At 61.1% G+C, this 20,116-nt stretch carries 20 protein-coding genes and 1 tRNA gene; 9 read left to right on the forward strand and 12 right to left on the reverse strand.

All coding sequences use genetic code 11. From position 1 onward, the window contains the following. Positions 1-24: 24 nt before the first annotated feature. The 6 genes from KUG43_RS06360 to KUG43_RS06385 all read right to left on the reverse strand — a co-directional run bounded on the left by KUG43_RS06360 (position 25) and on the right by KUG43_RS06385 (position 6,394). Positions 25-948, reverse strand: a complete 924-nt coding sequence (locus KUG43_RS06360) for a glycosyltransferase (RefSeq protein ID WP_216907225.1) — start codon at positions 946-948, stop codon at positions 25-27. Positions 949-1,019: 71 nt separating this feature from the next. Next, the gene (locus tag KUG43_RS06365; RefSeq protein WP_216907227.1) at positions 1,020-1,859 is read right to left on the reverse strand and encodes a class I SAM-dependent methyltransferase; all 840 of its coding nucleotides are present in this window, start codon (positions 1,857-1,859) and stop codon (positions 1,020-1,022) included. A 46-nt stretch (positions 1,860-1,905) separates the two neighbouring features. Then, positions 1,906-3,123, reverse strand: coding sequence for a class I SAM-dependent methyltransferase (locus tag KUG43_RS06370; protein WP_216907229.1), 1,218 nt, complete (start codon positions 3,121-3,123; stop codon positions 1,906-1,908). Positions 3,124-3,179: 56 nt separating this feature from the next. Then, positions 3,180-4,403, reverse strand: a complete 1,224-nt coding sequence (locus tag KUG43_RS06375) for an ABC transporter ATP-binding protein (protein WP_216907231.1) — start codon at positions 4,401-4,403, stop codon at positions 3,180-3,182. Continuing rightward, positions 4,400-5,242, reverse strand: a complete 843-nt coding sequence (locus tag KUG43_RS06380) for an ABC transporter permease (RefSeq protein WP_216907233.1) — start codon at positions 5,240-5,242, stop codon at positions 4,400-4,402. Before KUG43_RS06380 ends, KUG43_RS06375 begins: the two co-directional genes overlap by 4 nt. Before the next feature lie 192 nt (positions 5,243-5,434). Then, on the reverse strand, positions 5,435-6,394 hold the full coding sequence (locus KUG43_RS06385) for a GDP-mannose 4,6-dehydratase (RefSeq protein ID WP_216907235.1): 960 nt from the start codon (positions 6,392-6,394) through the stop codon (positions 5,435-5,437). A 276-nt stretch (positions 6,395-6,670) separates the two neighbouring features. Here KUG43_RS06385 and KUG43_RS06390 point away from each other — a divergent pair. Beyond that, positions 6,671-6,742 (forward strand) — tRNA-Gly (locus tag KUG43_RS06390). On the opposite strand, the gene KUG43_RS06395 is transcribed toward KUG43_RS06390, so the two are convergent. Then, complete coding sequence (locus KUG43_RS06395; protein WP_216907237.1) at positions 6,734-7,201, reverse strand: GNAT family N-acetyltransferase; 468 nt, start codon at positions 7,199-7,201, stop codon at positions 6,734-6,736. The two genes, KUG43_RS06390 and KUG43_RS06395, sit on opposite strands and share 9 nt — an antisense overlap. A 176-nt stretch (positions 7,202-7,377) precedes the next feature. Here KUG43_RS06395 and secA point away from each other — a divergent pair, with 176 nt between their 5' ends. From secA to KUG43_RS06410, 3 genes are read left to right on the forward strand one after another with little or no spacing between them, the layout of a single operon-like run. Beyond that, positions 7,378-10,212 (forward strand): preprotein translocase subunit SecA, encoded by a 2,835-nt coding sequence (gene secA, locus KUG43_RS06400; protein ID WP_216907239.1) that lies wholly within the window; start codon positions 7,378-7,380, stop codon positions 10,210-10,212. 47 nt (positions 10,213-10,259) lie between these two features. Further along, positions 10,260-10,535, forward strand: a complete 276-nt coding sequence (locus KUG43_RS06405) for a type II toxin-antitoxin system VapB family antitoxin (RefSeq protein WP_216907241.1) — start codon at positions 10,260-10,262, stop codon at positions 10,533-10,535. After that, entirely contained in the window at positions 10,535-10,927 is a 393-nt protein-coding gene (locus KUG43_RS06410) for a type II toxin-antitoxin system VapC family toxin (RefSeq protein WP_216907243.1), read from the forward strand. Before KUG43_RS06405 ends, KUG43_RS06410 begins: the two co-directional genes overlap by 1 nt. A 15-nt stretch (positions 10,928-10,942) precedes the next feature. Here KUG43_RS06410 and cysE read toward each other — a convergent pair whose 3' ends face one another. Next, the gene (gene cysE / locus KUG43_RS06415; RefSeq protein WP_216907245.1) at positions 10,943-11,692 is read right to left on the reverse strand and encodes a serine O-acetyltransferase; all 750 of its coding nucleotides are present in this window, start codon (positions 11,690-11,692) and stop codon (positions 10,943-10,945) included. Positions 11,693-11,704: 12 nt separating this feature from the next. Next, the gene (locus KUG43_RS06420) at positions 11,705-12,694 is read right to left on the reverse strand and encodes a GntR family transcriptional regulator (RefSeq protein ID WP_216907247.1); all 990 of its coding nucleotides are present in this window, start codon (positions 12,692-12,694) and stop codon (positions 11,705-11,707) included. 102 nt (positions 12,695-12,796) lie between these two features. Here KUG43_RS06420 and KUG43_RS06425 point away from each other — a divergent pair, with 102 nt between their 5' ends. Then, positions 12,797-13,600, forward strand: coding sequence for a dienelactone hydrolase family protein (locus tag KUG43_RS06425; RefSeq protein WP_286194444.1), 804 nt, complete (start codon positions 12,797-12,799; stop codon positions 13,598-13,600). 8 nt (positions 13,601-13,608) lie between these two features. Here KUG43_RS06425 and infC read toward each other — a convergent pair whose 3' ends face one another. Together infC and miaA are read right to left on the reverse strand one after the other, a co-directional pair. After that, entirely contained in the window at positions 13,609-14,190 is a 582-nt protein-coding gene (gene infC, locus KUG43_RS06430; RefSeq protein WP_015109796.1) for a translation initiation factor IF-3, read from the reverse strand. 20 nt (positions 14,191-14,210) lie between these two features. Then, positions 14,211-15,170, reverse strand: a complete 960-nt coding sequence (miaA, locus tag KUG43_RS06435) for a tRNA (adenosine(37)-N6)-dimethylallyltransferase MiaA (protein ID WP_502988583.1) — start codon at positions 15,168-15,170, stop codon at positions 14,211-14,213. Positions 15,171-15,394: 224 nt separating this feature from the next. On the opposite strand from miaA, the gene gyrB reads away from it, so the two are divergent. Both gyrB and KUG43_RS06445 read left to right on the forward strand, forming a co-directional pair. Further along, the gene (gene gyrB / locus KUG43_RS06440; RefSeq protein WP_216907253.1) at positions 15,395-17,353 is read left to right on the forward strand and encodes a DNA topoisomerase (ATP-hydrolyzing) subunit B; all 1,959 of its coding nucleotides are present in this window, start codon (positions 15,395-15,397) and stop codon (positions 17,351-17,353) included. After that, a complete protein-coding gene (locus KUG43_RS06445; RefSeq protein WP_286194445.1) occupies positions 17,353-17,688 on the forward strand; it encodes an SH3 domain-containing protein in 336 nt (111 codons plus the stop codon). The genes gyrB and KUG43_RS06445 overlap by 1 nt, the downstream gene beginning before the upstream one ends. Before the next feature lie 11 nt (positions 17,689-17,699). Here KUG43_RS06445 and KUG43_RS06450 read toward each other — a convergent pair whose 3' ends face one another. After that, entirely contained in the window at positions 17,700-18,179 is a 480-nt protein-coding gene (locus KUG43_RS06450) for a glutathione peroxidase (RefSeq protein WP_216907255.1), read from the reverse strand. Positions 18,180-18,258: 79 nt separating this feature from the next. Between KUG43_RS06450 and mgtE the strand changes: the two genes are divergently transcribed. Both mgtE and KUG43_RS06460 read left to right on the forward strand, forming a co-directional pair. Next, entirely contained in the window at positions 18,259-19,635 is a 1,377-nt protein-coding gene (gene mgtE / locus KUG43_RS06455) for a magnesium transporter (protein ID WP_216907257.1), read from the forward strand. 173 nt (positions 19,636-19,808) lie between these two features. Next, positions 19,809-20,116, forward strand: a 308-nt coding sequence (locus KUG43_RS06460) for a sigma-70 factor domain-containing protein (protein ID WP_286194448.1), incomplete at its 3' end; no start/stop codon positions are given.

Consider the following 20,116-nt stretch of genomic DNA (forward strand, 5'->3'; position numbering starts at 1 on the left):
TCAGGAGATTGCGAATCCTATCTTTCATGACTGATCGCCTTGTGTCGACTTGTCCAAAGTCTTAGTGACTTCCATTGACTGACTTTCTTGGCAAGCAGCCTTTTGCTCCTGTGCCTGATCACTGGTTAATTCTGTTGATTCTTGGCCTTTTATCGTTCGGTTGCGATACTCGCGAAAGCAATGCTCAGCTTGCTGACTTGCATCTTTGAATTCACAGTATACCTTTCCCATGTTCTTCTTAATCCTTGTCACCTGAGTGTGGTACTTCCACTTCGAGCGGTACCGCTCGGCGTCTTCCATCTGAGTACGGTTATTTTGTACTCTAACAAGCTCACCGTTGTCCATGTAGTGCTCAATGTAGCAACTGTCTGCCTCAAGTATCTTGTATCCTCGTTCCCAGATCTTTAGGCAGAGGTCTCCATCTGCTTTGTAAAACTTGTAATAGTCTTCCTCTGCCCATCCGACATCCTCTAGGGCACGACGCAGAAATAGTCCATGATTAACCATGAGCTTTCCGCCTAACGTCCTCTGCACGTAGTAGTTTTCTTCATCAGGCCAGTTTCGGAAGTAGAAAGCGAGTCCTCCAATCCTGGCTTTTCGACTTAGTCTTTCGAACTGTTCTGTGCCTCTTCTGAGAGACCCCGGCAGGAGTATGCAATCATCACTCACCATCAAAACATATTTTCCTTGAGCAATCTTGAAACCTAAGTTCATGAAATATCCCCAGCTGCGACGAGGACCTGGTGATTCTGGATCCCGGCCTCGGTTGTGTTGAATGATTGTCACGATGTCTGTCTGGCTGCTCAGCCATTCAATGGATCCATCAGTTGATCCACCATCAATGACAATCAGTTCGCTGTTGAGTTCACGGCTCTCCGTTCGGACATTATCAATTGTCTTTATGAGCAGCTCGAGACGGTTATAAGTGCCAAGAACAATGGATACCAATGGCGATGTCAATGTCGGAGCATCAGATGCTGCCCTGTTTGTTGCTGTGCCACCCGCTGATAGAGCTCCTTTCATTCAGTTACCTTTTCATTTTTCTGAAAGACAAGGCATGCCACTGCTCTGGCCGCTGCGGCACGATCCTCCTGAACGCGCTGATTCGTATGCGTGTCAAAATACTCGCAGTCTTTACAACTCTCAGCGTCGGCTAACTGCCAGCCCTTGTTGTCATATCGATAGTAGGAGGCCTCAATCAATGAGGCACCATGCACCTCACTGCATAGTTGTGCAATCATTTCGCCGTCAAACTGCTGCAGCCATCCGTGGAACTCCTTTCTTCCAAACGGAACGGATAGAAAGAGCTTGCCGGAAGTCTTCAGGACTCTGACCATTTCATTGACTGCAATCAGGTAACTGGCATCATCCCTTTCCTTGTACCTATCCCTGTCTGAGTAGACCAATGTGTTATCCATTCCTATATGCTCTACGGTGCTCAGGCTGACCACTGTGTCAAATACTTCGCTTTGGAAGGGATTGGCTCGTAAATCACAGAACATATAGGAGAGGCGACTTCGTTTCATCATTGTGCTTTCTGGCTCCAATGTCATTAGTACGACATCCTTATCTTTAAGAACTGTCTTTTCAATGAGATATGGATAGTTGAGCACAGAACCAGCATCCAACAAGCGTTCATCATGGCTATTCATTCTTGAGAAAAGCCAGGGATATTCAACCATCCTTTCATCGACTCCATAGCCGTAGCCTAATGGTAGTTTCTTCCCTGCTCGAAAAACCTCAAGTAGATCATTACTCTGAAGAGTCTTTTCCAATTGCTCAAGCTTGTATTGCTTATAGCCTGGCGACCAAGGGATCCGACCGTTGTCGAGATAGCTCTGAACCGCTTTTGAAACCATAGGCCCTCTCCGTTCTTGCTTCAAAAACGATAGTATATGCCTAAGACTAGCCATATTCTCTTTCCTCAAGACTTGCTAGAAGCGGTTTCCACTGATAGGTCTCAAAATCCATATTGTCAAGGTATAGGACTAGGCAAGTATTCTTTATACGCATGAGTGGTCTTTCGACAGCTAGTTCACTTAAGTATTGAACTACTCCTTCAGACTTTCCGGCAAAGTCGTGCCATACGATGGCTCCATTAGGAGCTAAAAGTTCAAACGCTTTCTGCGTATCATTCTTTACATACTCGTAGCTATGATCACCATCGATGAACACATAGTCCATCATTCTCCGATAGGGTGTCGTGTCAAAAGTCTTGGAATCAGAGAAGACCTGGTGAATACGGTGCTTGTTCGGACTCGTCTTAATGAATGATCCAATGTATTCTCCATAGCGCCCATCCTGCTCCGGTGGAAGGTTGAGAGTGTAAATCTCTGCGTCTTCACAAACATCGGCGAATCCACATGTTGTTTGGCCCCTGTAGGTGCCGATTTCGAAGATCTTCTTTGCTTCACGTAGCTTAGGGATTGCACAAACATAAACCATATCTATGTGGTTCATGTGCTGTGTTTCCTGGTGGATGACGCTTAATGGGACTCTTACCCTCGCCATGTCCCCGAAAACTTCACTCATGTACGTTGATCGGATCTGACCTTCTGTCATTGCGCTTCCCACTACCAAATCTTCCTTGAGTAACGCCAAGTGTTGCTCTAATGGAGTTGTATTGCTTGCGCCGGATTGTTTTCCGGCGAGATCAAGAGTATGATCATTCTGATTGAAGACCCAGCGTGTGAGTGTAGTGATCATATTTCTTTCTGGATCTGTACCTAGTTGCTTTAGGAGCAGCTCAAGATTTCCAGAAAACTCGTAATCGCTGATTATGATCTGTTGAATCATCTCAGTCAAGACTTTGATTCTGGTTTGCACCTTCTCTTCGAGTGGATTAATCCTGTTCATCGAATCAAGGATTAACTCTAGGAGTATCTCTAACTGACTAGCGCCTCCGCTCTGCTTTTCACTTGCAAGACTGGCCTTGATCTCAGGACCCTGCCTTGCTAACCAATGCGTAAAGGTCAGAACTAGGTCCTTCTCTTCTTTCTTGCCTAGCATGGCCAGGAGAGGCTCAAGATCTCCAGATAGCTCAGGATCATTTCTGATTATCTTGGCCAAGACGCCTGACAGAACTCTGTTCCGCAACTCTAATACTTCTTTTTTGACGGTCATCTGAGGGCTTTCCAGTCTTTAAATGAATGTAGCATGGACGAGCTTGCCTTACATTCCTACTCCTGCATATATGCTTTCCCATTTGATGTATGTTCATTCTTCTTTGCCGCGAGTTGAGACTCGAGCTTCCAGCCGAAATCAACACAGATATCACCCATCGTCTTCAATGGTAGCTTTCCTGTGCCATAGAAATCTCCATCGAGGACCTTGATTGATGATGCCATTTCTACCTTGTCTACGAGTTGATTGTTGATCAGGAGTGCTACGGAAAGACTGTAGCGGCCAGGAACAAGAGGCAGTCTATCTATCTGACATGTGAGTGTTCCTTTGTGGCCTAGCTTAGTAAGATTCACAGATAGAACTTCACTGGGAACTCCAAACACTCTTTTCCCAACCTCATTCGTAAAAATAATGCATGCAAATACGTCGTGAATGTTCGCATATTCTGAGTACACTTCGTAGCGCAAGTCTATAGTGCAGGGCTCTCCAGTGCGCATCGCTTCTGGCTGCGCTGCTTCTGGTCCGTGGCTCTTGATTTCAACGATCCTGGCGTTTCCGGTCCCCTCTCTACGACGACTATCTAAGGCCACAGATACTTTGGGATTCATTTCTTCTTCGTACTGATTAACGCCTTCTATCGAGTTCCCATCAAATCTTATCTCTCCGTGGTCAATCCAGATCACTCTCTCGCAGAACCGTGCAATATCTCCCATGCTATGGGAGACAAAGATAATTGTCCTGCCTCCATTGGCCAAGCCTTCAACACGCGATAGGCACTTTTTCTGGAAGCTTAGGTCTCCGACTGCAAGAACCTCATCCATTATAAGTATATCTGGATCCAGGTGAGCTGAGACAGCAAAGGCTAGCCGCATGTACATGCCACTTGAGTAATGCTTGACTGGAGTATCGATAAACTCACCAACTCCAGAGAACTCTACAACCTGTTGAAAGATATTCCGGATCTCATCACCCTCCATTCCGTGTATGGAGGCATTGAGGTGGATGTTGTCTCTCCCAGTGAGCTCCATGTTGAATCCAGTTCCCACTTCCAAAAGTGAGGCCACCCTGCCTGTGATTTCGACTCTGCCCTCCGTCGGGTACACAAGCCGTGACAGTATCTTCAGGAGAGTCGACTTTCCTGCACCATTTCTACCAATGATGCCAACGCGCTCACCTTCCTTGATGTTCATACTGATATTCTGCAATGCCCAGAACTCTTTGATCCCGACTCTGTACTTCTTGCCAATCCCACTGCATTGTACGGCGTAATTTCGATTCATAGTCTGTCTGCCAACTCCCTTTCGACTGAGTTGAAGGCCACGAGCCCTACCAGCAGCGATCCCACTGAAACCAAAACGGCATAGAGCCACCAAAGGAAGGGAAATTCCCCGGTGCTCCCTAGGCATGCACGGAATGACTGCAGTGTTGCGGCCATGGGATTCAACTTAATCAGTAGTGCTATGGGGCCATGAAAGAGGTTGGGAGAGAAGTATACACAAGATACAAAGAGGCCTATGTATAGCATCAATGAAAGTAGTTGCTCAAAGTCCCTGTTGCGCAGTGATATTGATGCAAACAATATGCCCATGCCCAGGGACAGAGCTCCGCACTGAGCAATCACTAGGGGCAGAAGCAGTACTGTCCAGCTTATTCTGACCCCATAGGCCATCAGCATGACCAGCAACGGTAGGAAAGCCATTCCCAGCAGGAGGAGATTTGATAGAATTGGCACGGCAGGGATGATGAGCCTCGGGAAATAGACTTTTTTGATCATTCCGGCATCTTTGCGCAAAGAGCTTGCGGATTCCTGGGTGGCATCTGTGAAGTAGTACCAGATGATCAGTCCGCTATAAATGAATATGGGATAGGGCGCTGACTCGCCTGTTGTTGCACCTGAAGCATGCTTGAATAAGCTGAAGACAGCAGTTACTGATAGGGGGCGTACCAGATTCCAAAGCACGCTCAGTTTCATATCATCGAACTTTGTCTGAATCTCCCTTCTGACCATGCGCTTGAGCATGCTCCGATACTTTAAGTACTCGTCAATATCAAGGAGCCTAACGCTCTTTCTTGGCTCAATGACTATCGTTTGCTTGGGTTTAATTCTTCCTTCACTCATGTCTTGCTCCCGGCCTTGGCTTCAGCAGACTTTCTGTCCACCCGGTCCCCCTCCGATCTCAGCCTGATCTCTTCCTGGCGTGATGCCACTGCGCAAGTGCATCCCCGCAAAGTATCCGTCCGGCGGGATTCGAACTTCTGTACACTTGTTCTATCTGATGCGCGTGGAGTGTGGTCCTTGCCCATGGGAAAATCAGAAAAGAATGTCGTTGTACATCTTGCCGATGATCTCGCGCAGGGTTGTTCTGGCGCTCCAGCCCAGCTCTTTGTTGATTCTGGATGGGTTCATCGCCGAGTATCGCAGGTCGCTGGGCCGCATCAGTGAGCCTTCTGTCTGGACGTGCTCTTCGGCCTTCAGGCCAGCCATTTCGAAGGCAGTCTGCACGAATTCTTTCAGCGACGATGTCTCGCCTGAAGCGATCAGAAAGTCTTGTGGCTTGTCCGTCTGAAGCATCATATGCATGGCTTGCACATACTCTGGAGCCCAGCCCCAATCCCTCCAGATCTCAAGATTGCCAAGCTCTAGCCTGTCCAGTTTACCCTCCTTGATCAGTCGAACTCCTCGGATGATCTTCTGCGTGACAAACCTGCTTTGTCTCAAGGGTGACTCGTGGTTGGCCAGTATTCCAGTGCATGCCCAAAGTCCATAGGCAATCCGGTAGTTGGCGATTTGCCAGTATGCCGTTGCCTTCGCGACTCCATAGGGACTTCTCGGTTGCATGGCTGCACTCTCATCAGCGGGCTTTTCGGCAGCTTCACCGAAGCATTCTGAGCTCCCCGCGTTGAACAGTCTTGTTGGCAGTTGCAGGAAGCGAATCACTTCCAGAACATTCAGGCATCCTCCAGCAATCGATTCCATGCACTCCACCGGTTGCTCGAAAGACAGGCCAACACTGGTTTGGCCTGCCAGGTTGTAGATCTCGTCTGGGGCTATCGACGACACAACCTTCAGGACACTACGAAAGTCGTTTGGTGCCAGCGAGATGATTTCCACATCCCCGTCAACCCGCAACCGTCGAAGCCGACTCAGATCGCATGCCTGAGCATCACGGCTGGTACCGACGACCCTGTAACCCTTCGTCAACAGCAGCTTTGTCAGGTAGGCACCGTCCTGTCCTGTCGCTCCAATGATCAGTGCAGTCGGGCGCACCATTGATTCACCCTTTGCCTGTGCAGCAAGCCTGTTTGGCTCGCTGGGATCTCGGCTTCCCCGGAGCTTCAGCCTGGTTTCCGCCTGACCTCACGTCCTGACCTCGTCCCAACGGCTCAGGCCGCATTTTCCCATACAGTGGACAGGTCAGTGGGGGTGGGGTTGGTCGGTTTGACAGGCAGGCCCTCCGTGGTCCATGATTTTTGGATCGGCATCCAAACGGCAGGCCTCCACAGCTGTTTACAGCCCTGGGCTCTTGCATCCAATGGTGCCGCTTTTGCGGATGTAGCTCAGTGGTAGAGCATCTCCTTGCCAAGGAGAGGGTCGAGAGTTCGAATCTCTTCATCCGCTTGACTGTTTCAGCATCAGCCTCTGGCTGTCCACCCGGCTGAAGCCCAGCCGTTCGTAGAAACCCTCGCCGGTGGTGGTCATCAGGTAGACGCGTTCGGCGGCGGCCACGGGCCGGCTGGCCAACAGTTCCTCGACGATCCGCCGCCCCAGTCCCCGTCCCTGGTGCTCCTCGGCCACCACCACATCCCAGAGAACGGCGCGGAACACGCCGTCGCTGGTGGCGCGTCCGAAGCCCACCAAGGTGCTCCCCTGCCAGGCGCTCACCACCACCTGGCTGCCGCTGAGCATCCGACTCAGCTGGGTGGGCCGGCGGCCGGTGGCCCAGAAGCTGTGGCCATCGAGCAGGGTGCGGAGGGCCGCCAGCCGCCAGCGCAGGCGCAGGCACAGGCCGCCGTGTCGGATCAGCCTGACTGAGGGGGCGGCGGCGGGGACTGGAGGCCTGGGTGTGGCGGTGCTCAACGGGCCGGGGTGGAGGTCATCAGCTGCAAATCCTGCTCGGCGGCCGGTGCCGGAGGGGCCTGCAGGTGCGGATCCCCGGCGAAAGAGAGGCCGAGAACCCTTGCAGCAGCAAGTTTCTTCGCTCTCGGCCACGGTTTTGCGATGGTAGGGTAAGCAACTACGGACAGGCTTTCTCCATGCTCAAGCTGCTGCTGGGTGACCCCAATGCCCGCAAGCTGAAGCGCTACCAGCCGCTGGTGTCCGACATCAACCTGCTGGAGGAGGAGATCGAGCCCCTCAGCGACGAGGAGCTGCGGGGCCTGACGGCAGAGTTCCGCCAGAAGCTGGAGAAGCCTGAGACGGCCGCGCGCCGCAATTCCCTGCTCGATGAGCTGCTGCCCCAGGCCTTCGCGGTGGTGCGCGAAGCGGGCAAGCGGGTGCTGGGCATGCGCCACTTCGACGTGCAGCTGATCGGCGGCATGGTGCTGCACAACGCCCAGATCGCCGAAATGAAGACCGGCGAGGGCAAGACCCTGGTGGCCACCCTGCCGGCCTACCTCAACGCCCTCACCGGCCGAGGGGTCCACGTGGTCACGGTGAACGACTACCTGGCCCGCCGCGACGCCGAGTGGATGGGCCAGATCCACCGCTTCCTGGGGCTGAGCGTCGGCCTGATCCAGCAGGACATGAGCCCGCAGGAGCGACGCCGCAACTACGCCTGCGACATCACCTACGCCACCAACTCGGAGCTGGGCTTCGACTACCTGCGCGACAACATGGCGAGCGACATCGCCGAGGTGGTGCAGCGGGAGTTCCAGTACTGCATCATCGACGAGGTCGACTCGATCCTCGTCGACGAGGCCCGCACCCCCCTGATCATTTCCGGCCAGATCGAGCGGCCCCAGGAGAAGTACATGCAGGCGGCCCGGATCGCCGGCGAGCTCCTTCGTGCGGCCGAGATGGGCAAGGACGGCATCGATCCCGAGGGCGACTACGAAGTCGACGAGAAACAGCGCAATGTCACCCTCACCGACGAGGGCTACCAGAAGGCGGAGCAGCTGCTCGGCGTCCAGGACCTGTTCAACCCCCAGGACCCCTGGGCCCACTTCATCAACAACGCCCTCAAGGCCAAGGAGTTGTTCGTCAAGGACGTCAACTACATCGTGCGCGACTCCGACGCGGTGATCGTCGATGAGTTCACCGGTCGGGTGATGCCGGGGCGCCGCTGGAGCGACGGCCTGCACCAGGCGATCGAGGCCAAGGAGGCCCTGCCGATCCAGCCCGAGACCCAGACCCTGGCCAGCATCACCTACCAGAACTTCTTCCTGCTCTACCCCCGCCTGGCCGGCATGACCGGCACCGCCAAGACCGAGGAAGTGGAGTTCGAGAAGACCTACAAGCTGGAGGTGGCCGTGGTGCCCACCAACCGCACCCGCTCCCGCGCCGACTGGCCCGATCAGGTCTACAAGACCGAAACGGCCAAATGGCAGGCGGTGGCCTCCGAGACCGCCCAGGTGCACCAGTCCGGCCGGCCCGTGCTGGTGGGCACCACCAGCGTGGAGAAATCGGAGCTGCTCTCCACCCTGCTGCAGGAGCAGGCGATCCCCCACAACCTGCTCAACGCCAAGCCGGAAAACGTGGAGCGGGAGGCTGAGATCGTTGCCCAGGCGGGCCGGGCCGGCGCCGTCACGATCGCCACCAACATGGCCGGCCGGGGCACCGACATCATCCTGGGTGGCAACAGCGACTACATGGCCCGCCTCAAGCTGCGTGAGGTGCTGTTGCCCCGGCTGGTGCGTCCCGAGGAGGGCCATCGCCCGCCGGTGCCCCTGCAGCGTTCCACCGAGGCGCCGGCCGGCTTCGGCGGCGCCGTGGCCCCCAGCTCCAGGCCCGCCATCGAGGCCCGGGCCATCGGCAACCTCTACCCCTGCAGCCTCTCCGAAGACACGGAGAAGGCGCTCTCCAGCTTCTCCCGTGAGCTGGTGGCGGCCTGGGGCGACCGCACCCTGACCGTTCTGGAACTTGAGGACCGCATCGCCCAGGCGGCGGAGAAGGCCCCCACCGACGATCCCCAGATCCAGCGCCTGCGGGAGCTGATCGCCCAGGTGCGCGCCGAGTACGACGTCGTCGTCAAGCAGGAGGAGGGGCAGGTCCGCACCGCCGGAGGCCTCCACGTGATCGGCACCGAACGCCACGAATCGCGTCGGGTCGACAACCAGCTGCGGGGCCGGGCCGGCCGCCAGGGCGACCCGGGCAGCACCCGCTTCTTCCTTTCCCTTGAGGACAATCTGCTGCGCATCTTCGGCGGCGACCGGGTGGCGGGCCTGATGAACGCCTTCCGGGTGGAGGAGGACATGCCGATCGAATCGGGCATGCTCACCCGCTCCCTGGAGGGGGCCCAGAAGAAGGTGGAAACGTACTACTACGACATGCGCAAGCAGGTGTTCGAGTACGACGAGGTGATGAACAACCAGCGCAAGGCGGTGTACACCGAGCGGCGTCGGGTGCTGGAGGGCCGGGAGCTCAAGCAGCAGGTGATCGGCTACGGCGAGCGCACCATCGACGACATCGTCGAGGCCTACGTGAACCCCGACCTGCCGCCCGAGGAGTGGGATCTCACCCGCCTGGTGGAGAAAGTCAAGGAGTTCATCTATCTGCTGGAGGATCTCACCCCCGAGCAGGTGGGCGGCCTGTCGATGGAGGAACTCAAGGCCTTCCTGCAGGAGCAGATGCGCAATGCCTACGACATCAAGGAGGGCCAGATCGAGCAGATGCGGCCCGGCCTGATGCGGGAAGCGGAGCGTTTCTTCATCCTCCAGCAGATCGACACCCTCTGGCGTGAGCACCTGCAGGCCATGGAAGCGCTGCGGGAATCGGTGGGCCTGCGGGGCTACGGCCAGAAGGACCCCCTGATCGAATACAAGAACGAGGGCTATGACATGTTCCTGGAGATGATGACCCAGATGCGCCGCAACGTGATCTACTCCATGTTCATGTTCCAGCCCCAGGTGCCGCAGGCGGTTACGGCCTGAAGGTCAGCAAGGGTAGAATCTTTTATCTCTTCTACCCTGGTGGTGCCATGGGCATGAACATCAAGGATCCTGAAGTGCATGCCATGGCACGAGAGCTGGCTGCCCGCCGGTCCACCACCGTGACCAATGCGGTGCGACAGGCCCTCAGCGCCGAGCTTGAACGCAGCCAGCACGAGGAGGAAGAGATGGCCAGTGCGGTCGCGGCTCGGCATGCACGGCTTCAGGAACTTTTGCAGCGATTTCGCCAGATTCCATGGCCGGAGGGTTTGACCAGCAAGGAGTTGCAGGACGAGCTCTATGACGACCATGGGTTGCCGGTGTGATGGTGGTGGATACCTCTGCTTTGGTGGCGATCCTCAAGGCAGAAGCGGATGCAGCGGCCCTCCTGCACTGCTTGGGCGGGAGTCGCAACAGCACCATCGCCATGCCCACCCTGCTGGAGGCTCAGATGGTGATGGTCAGCCAGGTTGGTGACGCTGGATTGGTTGACCTGGAACTGCTGCTGAGTCGAGCTGAGATCCGGCCCTTGGCCTTCGATGCGAACCATCTGCGCTGGGCCTTGCATGGTTGGGATCACTACGGCAAGGGCCGCCACCAGGCAGGCCTGAACTTCGGTGATTGCTTCAGCTATGGCCTGGCCATGGCCCTGGATCGGCCCCTGTTGTTCAAGGGCGACGACTTTTCGCGCACCGATGTGAAAGTGGCCGTGTTCTGAAGACGTTTCGCCGCTTCAATTGGGGATGTCCGGGTTGTCTCCCAGGAATTCCAGGATCTCCCGATCACGCAAGTTCTGGGCGGTGCCGCTGCAGGGCTCCTTCAGGGGCCTGCCGGCGGCCACTTCCTGTAGGCAGGCCTGCAGCCGGTTGACGTCGTTCTCCAGGCTGTCGATCCGCTCCATCAGGTTGCGGATCACCGACGCCTCCGCATCTGGCAGGGCGGAGTGGGCCAGGGGATCGATGCGGGCCCCCGCCTGGTGGATCACCCGGCCGGGAATGCCCACCACGGTGCTGTCGGCCCCCACGTTGCGCAGCAGCACCGAACCGGCACCGATGCGGGTGTTGGTGCCCACGGTGATCGCCCCCAGCACCTTGGCCCCCGCCCCCACGACCACGTTGTCCATCAGGGTGGGGTGGCGCTTGCCGTGCTCCTTGCCGGTGCCCCCCAGGGTCACGCCCTGGTAGAGGAGGCAGTTGTCACCGATGACGCTGGTCTCGCCGATCACCACGCCCATGCCGTGGTCGATGAACACCCCCCGGCCGATCCGGGCCCCGGGGTGGATCTCCACTCCGGTGAGCAGGCGACCCAGTTGGCTCAGCATCCGCGGCAGCAGGGGCAACCCCAGTCGCCACAGGCGGTGGCTGACCCGGTGCAGCTCGAGGGCGTGGAAGCCCGGGTAGCAGAGCAGGATCTCCAGGGTCCCCCTGGCCGCCGGATCCCGCTGCCGGATGATGGCCAGGTCGGCCCTGAGTGCATCGAGCATGGGTTCTGGCCCTCAGACCGCCAGGAGGCCGATCTCCTTGCGGAGCTGGTCGATGGTGGCGGCGCCAAGGTAGCTCTGCGCACAGTGCACCATCGGCAGGCGCATCAGCTGGGCGCGGTTCTGGCGCAGGGTCTGCTCCACCAGGGGCAGGCTGGGCTTGTCGCAGATCACGTGGCTGGAGGCCCGCAGCAACGCCAGCAGGCGGCTGCTGGTGTCGGGATTGGCGGTCATCACCAGCAGTTCGTTGCCCCGCATGCTGTGCAGGATCACTTCGGCGGCCCGCAGGATCCCCGGGCTGATGCTCACCAGGCCGACGCAGCTGCCGGGACGCAGTTCCTTGAGCATGCCCAGTTCGTGGCCGAAGTCGTTGAGGTCGACCGGCACGGCCCGCACCCCGTGCACCTTGGCGATCTGCTCGACCTCCTGCAGGAAGTAGCGGCTGGTGACCACCGTTCCCTTGCTGGAGGTCTCCAGCACCGATTCGAGCTCTTCGATCGGCACCACCTCCACCGGCACCTCCAGGCTGGGCTTGAGCTCCTCGGCGATCAGGATCGAGGCGCCGATGTCTTCGCGGGAGGTGCTCACCAGCACCCGGGCACCGCAGCGCAGCCGCCAGTCGATTTCCCGGGTGAGCAGTTCCCGCGCCTGCTGCAGGGTGCAACCGGCATTCAGCAGCCCATCGACGCTCTGGCGCACTTCCCGGTCGATGTCCGGCAGGGCCTTGCTGCGCAGCCCCGGCGGTGGCTTGATCTCGCGCGGGTTCTGCTGGTCGCGCACATAGATCCCCGAACCGGCCATGGCCTCCACCACGCCGTCGGTCTCGAGCTGGCGGTAGACCTTGCTGATCGTGTTGCGGTGCAGGCCGGTCTGCATGGCCAGCTGGCGCGTGCTCGGCAATCGGTGGCCCGGCGGGTAGTGCCGGGCGGCGATGGCGAAGCAGATCTGGTTGTACAGCTGGGTCGACGCCGGGATGTCGCTCTCCTGCTGGATGTGAAATCGCACGCCAGTGTGGCCAGGGGGTCTGGCCGCCACCCTAAGGAGCTTTGGGCCCCGTGACAATTCCCTCGTTGTCATACGACCATGTGCCGGTTGCCATGTGCCGGTTTGTCCGTCTCCGATTCCGTCGCCTCCTGGCTGCAGCTCGAGCCCCAGCGGCCGGAGCAGGTTCCGCTGCGCTGCTGGTGGGCCCGGCCCACTGGCACACCGCCCCGGGGAGGGGTGCTGGTGTTACCGGAGGTGTTCGGGATCAATGGCTGGATCCGCAGCGTCACGCAGCGCTTGGCCGAGGTGGGCTACGCAGCCCTGGCGGTGCCCCTCTATGCCCGCACCGCCCCTGCGCTGGAGCTGGGTTATGGCCCCGCCGACCTGGCGCTGGGCCGCCACCACAAAGAGCTCACCCGCGCCGACCAGCTGCTGAGCGACGTGGGCCTCGCCGCCGACTGGCTGCAGCAGCAGTTGCCCGTGCCCGCCGCCGGCCTGGGATGTGTGGGGTTCTGTTTCGGCGGCCACGTCGCCCTGCTGGCCGCCAGCCTGCCCCAGGTGGCTGTCACGGTCGATTTCTACGGAGCCGGCGTGGCCTCGGGCCGCCCCGGTGGTGGTCCCGCCAGCCTGGAACAGGTGCCGTCGATTGGTGGCACGCTGCTTTGCATCTGCGGCGATGGCGATCCCCTCATCCCCCCGGCGGATGTGGCCGCGATCAAGACGGCCCTGTCGGCCGCCAACGCCGCCCGGGTTCTGGCCGCGGTTCCGCCCCAGCCCCACCGGCTGGTGCTGCTGGAAGGGGGCCACGGCTTCATGTGCTCAGCTCGGCCCGACCATCGCCCCGAGGCGGCGGAGCTGGGATGGTCACTGCTGCTGGAGGCGTTCGATCAGGTGCTGGGTTCGCAAGGGGGCAGGGGCTCGGCCTGAGGGCGGGTTCAGCCGGCTGCGGCAGCGGCCGTCTTGCCGGCCGCCTGCTTGCGGGGACTGAGGAACATGATCATGTTGCGGCCTTCCCGCTTGGGGGGCTGCTGGATCTCGGCGTTCTCTTCGAGGTCCTTGGCCATGCGATACAGCAACTGCTCGGCCAGGGCCGTGTGCTGGATCTCCCGGCCCCGGAAGATCACCGTGCACTTGACCTTGTCGCCCGATTTGAGGAAGCGGACCGCCTGACCGATGCGCACCTGGTAGTCGTGCGAGTCGATCTTGTAGCGCATCTTCACCTCCTTGACCTCGGTCTGGTGCGATTTCTTCTTGGCCTCCTTGGCCTTCTTTTCCTGTTCGAACTTGTACTTGCCATAATCCATGATCCGGCAGACCGGCGGATCGGCCTTCTCGCTCACCAGGACCAGATCCAGCTCGCGGTCGCGGGCGACATCAAGGGCCGCCTCTCGGGTGATGACTCCCAGTTGACTGCCGTCCGCATCCACCACACGAAGGTTGGGGTAGCTGATGCGGTCGTTGATGTTGGGCAGCTCCCGCACGGGAGCACGGCGATCAAAACGGGGACGGGGAGGCATTCACAGGGGCGGTTAGCTGTTCACCCTAAACCGCCCGTGGCCGCTCCCATGGCCTGTTGAAGCACATCGGCCTCCGAAGCCCCGCCCATGGCCCCATCCGTCAGCCAGAGGGGCTGGTGCTGGCGCCGGAACCAGGTGCGCTGCCGTTTGGCGTACTGCCGCGTCCGCCGCTCCGTCAGGGCGATGGCGGCGTCCCGCTCCAGTTCGCCCCGCAGCAGCTGCGCCGCTTCGCCATAGCCGATCGTGGTCAGCAACGGGCAGTCGGCGCCGAAACGATCGATCAACTGGGCCGTTTCCTGCACCAGTCCGCCGCCGTAGAGCGCGGCCGTGCGGCGCCCGATGCGCTGGGGCAGGTCGGCCGGATCCAGGCCCAGCTCCAGCACGCGCCAGGGGGGAGGGCACTGGCTCTGCAGGGCCGACAGGGGCCGGCCGGTGGCATAGAGCACCTCCAGGGCCCGGATGGTGCGGACGGCGTCGGCCGGTGCGATGCGACCGGCCGCCTGTGGGTCGTTCTGCTGCAGCAGTTGGTGGCAGACAGCCTGACCGAGGTCGGCGAACTGGGCCCGCAGGGCCGGCTGGGGCGGCACCGCCGGCGGCTGCAGGCCCGCCAGCAGGGCCTTGAGATAGAGCCCGCTTCCCCCCACCAGCAGGGCCACGCCCCGGCGCTGGTGTTCCGCCGCGATCGCGGCGCCCGCCAGGGCCTTGAACTCCTGCAGGGTGAGCGGCTGGTCGGGGTCACTCAGATCCAGCAGTTCGTGGCGCACCCGGGCCCGCTGCTCAGGCGTGGGTTTGGCCGTGCCCACGTCCATATGGCGGTACATCTGGCGCGAGTCCACCGACAGCACGGCCAGATCGAGGGCCTCGGCCAGTTCGATCGCCAGGGCGGTCTTGCCGCTGGCGGTCGGGCCGAGCAGGGCGATCACCAGGGGCAGATCGGCTCCGGGGGAGGGCGCCACGGGGGTCGGGTGCGGCGGCCGCAGGCCGGGCGCGACAGGGGGATCGGGCCATCCTGCCGGAGGTGGATCGATGCGGTGATTGCACCCCTGGGGTAAATCGGTTCCCAGAGGCGTCTCTGGGGCTCTCCGGGATGGCGGTGATAGATTGGTCTTTGCGCAGCGTCCTTTGGGTGCCGCTTCGCCCCATTGCCGCCCCGCCGCCCCGGGATTCGCCGCCCTTGTCAGCCCCCTGGGGAGACCTTTTCTGAATGAGCGACGCCATCAAAGTCGAAGCGGCCTACGGCGCCGAACAGATTCAGGTGCTGGAAGGCCTGGAGCCGGTGCGCAAACGGCCGGGCATGTACATCGGCACCACCGGCCCCCGGGGTCTGCACCACCTCGTTTACGAGGTGGTCGACAACTCGGTGGACGAGGCCCTGGCCGGCCACTGCGACGCCATCGTGGTGACCTTGCACGCGGATGGCTCCGCCAGCGTCACCGATAACGGACGCGGCATCCCCACCGACATCCACCCCCGCACCGGCCGCAGCGCCCTGGAGACGGTGCTGACCGTGCTCCACGCCGGCGGCAAGTTCGGCAGTGGCGGTTACAAGGTCTCCGGTGGTCTGCACGGCGTCGGCATCTCGGTGGTGAATGCCCTCAGCGAGTGGGTGGAGGTCACCGTCCACCGCCAGGGCCAGGTCCACCGCCAGCGGTTCGAGCGCGGCCTCCCGATCGGCACCCTGGTCTCCGAGGACGCCCCTGACGCCGGCACCGGCACCGCGGTGCGCTTCCGGCCCGATCTCGAGATCTTCAGTGGCGGGATCGAGTTCGATTACCACACCCTGTCGGCGCGCCTGCGCGAGCTTGCCTACCTCAACGGCGGGGTCCGCATCGTCTTCCGCGATGAGCGGCCTGCGGCCACCAACGCCGCTGGTGAGGCCCACGAGGAGGTTTATCACTACGAAGGCGGCATCAAGGAGTACGTCGCCTACATGAATGCGGAGAAGGACCCTCTGCATGCCGAGATCATCTATGTGAATGCCACCAAGGATGGCGTCCAGGTGGAGGCGGCCCTGCAGTGGTGCGTCGATGCCTACTCCGACAGCATCCTGGGCTTCGCCAACAACATCCGCACCGTGGATGGCGGCACCCACATCGAGGGCCTCAAGACGGTGCTCACCCGCACCCTGAACACCTTCGCCAAGAAGCGCGGCAAGCGTAAGGACGCCGACACCAACCTGGCCGGTGAGAACATCCGCGAAGGACTCACGGCCGTGCTGTCGGTGAAAGTGCCGGAACCGGAATTTGAAGGTCAGACCAAGACCAAACTGGGCAACACCGAGGTGCGTGGCATCGTCGACACGACGGTGGGTGAGGCCCTGGGCGAATACCTGGAGTTCAACCCCCAGGTGATCGACCTGATCCTGGAGAAGGCGATCCAGGCCTTCAATGCTGCGGAAGCCGCCCGCCGGGCGCGGGAGCTGGTCCGGCGTAAGTCGGTGCTGGAAAGCTCCACCCTGCCCGGCAAGCTGGCCGACTGCAGCTCCCGCGACCCGAGCGAATCAGAGATCTACATCGTGGAAGGGGATTCGGCCGGTGGCTCCGCCAAACAGGGCCGCGACCGTCGCTTCCAGGCGATCCTGCCCCTGCGCGGCAAGATCCTCAATATCGAGAAAACCGACGACGCCAAGATCTACAAGAACACCGAGATCCAGGCCCTGATCACGGCGCTCGGATTGGGCATCAAAGGCGAGGAGTTCGAGGAGAAGAACCTCCGCTACCACCGCATCGTCATCATGACCGATGCGGACGTGGACGGCGCCCACATCCGCACCCTGCTGCTTACCTTCTTCTACCGCTATCAGAAGGCCCTGGTGGAGGGCGGCTACATCTACATCGCCTGCCCGCCGCTCTACAAGGTGGAGCGCGGCAAGAATCACAACTACTGCTACAACGAAAACGAGCTCAAGAAGGTGCTTTCGGGCTTCGGTGAGAAGGCCAACTACAACATCCAGCGCTTCAAGGGTCTGGGCGAAATGATGCCCAAGCAGCTCTGGGAAACCACCATGGATCCGGAGACCCGCATGATGAAGCGGGTGGAAATCGAAGATGCCCTCGAGGCCGATCGCATCTTCACGATCCTGATGGGCGACAAGGTGGCTCCGAGGCGGGAGTTCATCGAGACCCACAGCGCCGAGCTGGATTTCGCCCAGCTCGACATCTGATGACCCCACGCCATCCAATGGCAGTGCCGGCCTGGCGCTGGGCCGCCCTGCTCGGTTTCGCCCTGCTGGCGCCGGCGGCCCTGCCCGCCGGCGGCGGCGAACGGCGCTTGCCGGATGTCCGGCGCCGCGAACGCCAGGCCGAACCCCTGCTGAGCAACGGCACCGTCGGGCTCCACTGCGCCCCCCGCTGCCAGGCGCCGGTGCTGGCGCGCCTTGAAACGGGAGCCCCGCTGCGGGTGTTGCGTGAGTGGATGGAGCCCGGTGGCCGCCGCTGGCTCCAGGTGGAAACTTCCACCGCCGCCGGGCAGCCCAGCCGCGGCTGGCTGGCGGGCTGAGCAGCTGACCTTCAGGCGGCCAGCGCTTTCTCGATCGCGGCAACCAGCTCAGCCCCGTCCGGTTCCACGGCGCTCTTGAAGCGGGCCAGCACGGTGCCGTCTTTGCCGATCAGGAACTTCTCGAAGTTCCAGGCCACGTCGCCGGCCGGTTCGGCCTGGGTGAGGGTGTCGTAGGGCGCCGTCTTGGAGCCCGTGGCATGCACCTTGTCGAACAGCTCGAAGCCCACGCCGTAGGTGGTGGAGCAGAACTGCTGGATCTCCTCCAGCGTGCCCGGTTCCTGGGCGCCGAAGTCGTTGCAGGGGAAGCCGAGCACGGCGAAGCCCTGGGGTCCGAATCGGTCCTGCAGGGCCTGCAGGCCGGTGTACTGGCGGGTGAAGCCGCAGCGGCTGGCCACGTTGACGATCAGCAGCACCGTCCCTGCCCATGCGCCGAGCTGGCGCTCTTCGCCGCTGGCGCTGCGCACCACCACGTCACTCACATTCAGCGCCATGGATTTCTACAAAGGGAAGGTCGCCGCGGACCCTAGCGGCTGAGCCCATACACTCGTACCCACCGGCATGCGAGGAGCGATGGCTGAGGCCTCCGCCGTCGCCGAGGTGGTGGCCCGCCAGTTGGAGGGACTGCTGCAGGCGGGGAATTACGACGGCGCCAAACTGCTGCTGCAGCCCGTGCAGGCGGTGGATTCCGCTGAGGCGATCGGCACCCTGCCGCGCACGCTCCAGGCGCTCGCCTTCCGCCTGCTGCCCAAGAACGAGGCGATCGAGGTCTACGAGTACCTCGATGGCTCCGTGCAGCAGAGCCTGCTGGAGCGGTTGCGCTCCGGTGAGGTGCTGGAGCTGGTGGAGGAGATGTCCCCCGACGACCGGGTGCGGCTGTTCGACGAACTGCCGGCCAAGGTGGTGCGTCGGCTGCTGGCGGAGCTCAGCCCGGCAGAGCGGCGGGTCACGGCCCAGATGCTGGGCTACGAGGCCGAAACCGCCGGGCGCCTGATGACGACCGAATTCATCGACCTCAAGGAGTTCCACAGCGCCCAGCAGGCCCTCGACATCGTCCGCCGCCGCGCCCGCGACACCGAAACGATCTACAGCCTCTACGTGACCGATGCCTCGCGTCACCTCAGCGGCATGCTCTCGCTGCGGGATCTGGTGACGGCGGATCCGGAGGACCGGCTGGGGGATGTGATGACGCGGGAGGTGATGAGCGTCGCCACCGACACCGACCAGGAGGAGGTGGCCCGGGTGATCCAGCGCTACGACTTCCTGGCCGTGCCGGTGGTGGACCGGGAGCAGCGGCTGGTGGGGATCGTCACCGTGGACGACGTCATCGACGTCATCCAGCAGGAGGCCACCCGCGACCTCTACGCCGCTGGCGCCGTGCAGGCCGGCGATGAGGACGACTACTTCCGCAGCAACCTGTTCACCGTGGCCCGTCGCCGGGTGGTGTGGCTGCTGGTGCTGCTGGTGGCGAACACCGGCACCTCGGCCGTGATCGCCTCCGAGCAGCTGGTGCTCAAGCAGGTGGTGCTGCTGGCGGCCTTCATTCCGCTGTTGATCGGCACCGGCGGCAACGTCGGGGCCCAGAGCTCCACCGTGGTCATCCGGGGTCTGAGCACCCAGCGGCTCCAGTCCCTGGGCCCCTGGCGCACCATCGGCCGGGAGCTGGTCGCCGGGGCGCTGCTGGGCGGCCTGCTGGCGGTGGTGGTGGTGCCCTGGGCCTGGACCATGGGGGGCAGTGCGCTGGTGGCGACCTCAGCCGGCATCAGCCTGGTGGCGATCACCACCCTGGCCGCCACCGCGGGCGCGGCCCTGCCCCTGCTGTTCGACCGGCTCGGCCTTGACCCGGCCCTGATGTCGGCCCCGTTCATCACCACGGCCACAGACGTGGCAGGCGTTTTCATCTACCTCAAGACCGCCCAGCTGCTGCTGCCAAGGCTGGGAACGGGGTGACCCGGCGGATCGGCGCTTTCTGAGAGGAGTTCACACTTCTTGATGTTACGCTTTACAGATAGTTATGGATCGGTTCCATGGTCGTCGCCCTCGCCCTTGCCCAGCCCTCGACCTCCGACGCTGTCCGTCCCGTCTCTGTCCAGACGGTGGTTCGCCCTTCCCCGGGCCGTTCCATGCCCCCCGTCGATGGCGACCTGGTCCGCTCCTATCTGCGGGACATTGGTCGGGTGCCGCTGCTCAGCCATGAGCAGGAAATCACCCTGGGCCGCCAGGTGCAGGAGCTGATGGCCCTGGAGGAGACGCGCGAAGAGCTGAAGATGCGCTCCGGCGGCAACGATCCGAGCCAGCAGGAACTGGCAGTGGCGGTGGGCCTGCGGCCCGAGGTGCTGCGCAAGCGCCTGCACGCTGGCCGTCGCGCCAAGGAGCGGATGGTGGCGGCCAACCTGCGCCTGGTGGTGAGCGTGGCCAAGAAGTACACCAA

This window comes from Synechococcus sp. CCY 0621 (assembly GCF_019038465.1).
In the GTDB taxonomy this organism is placed as follows: Bacteria; Cyanobacteriota; Cyanobacteriia; order PCC-6307; family Cyanobiaceae; genus Cyanobium.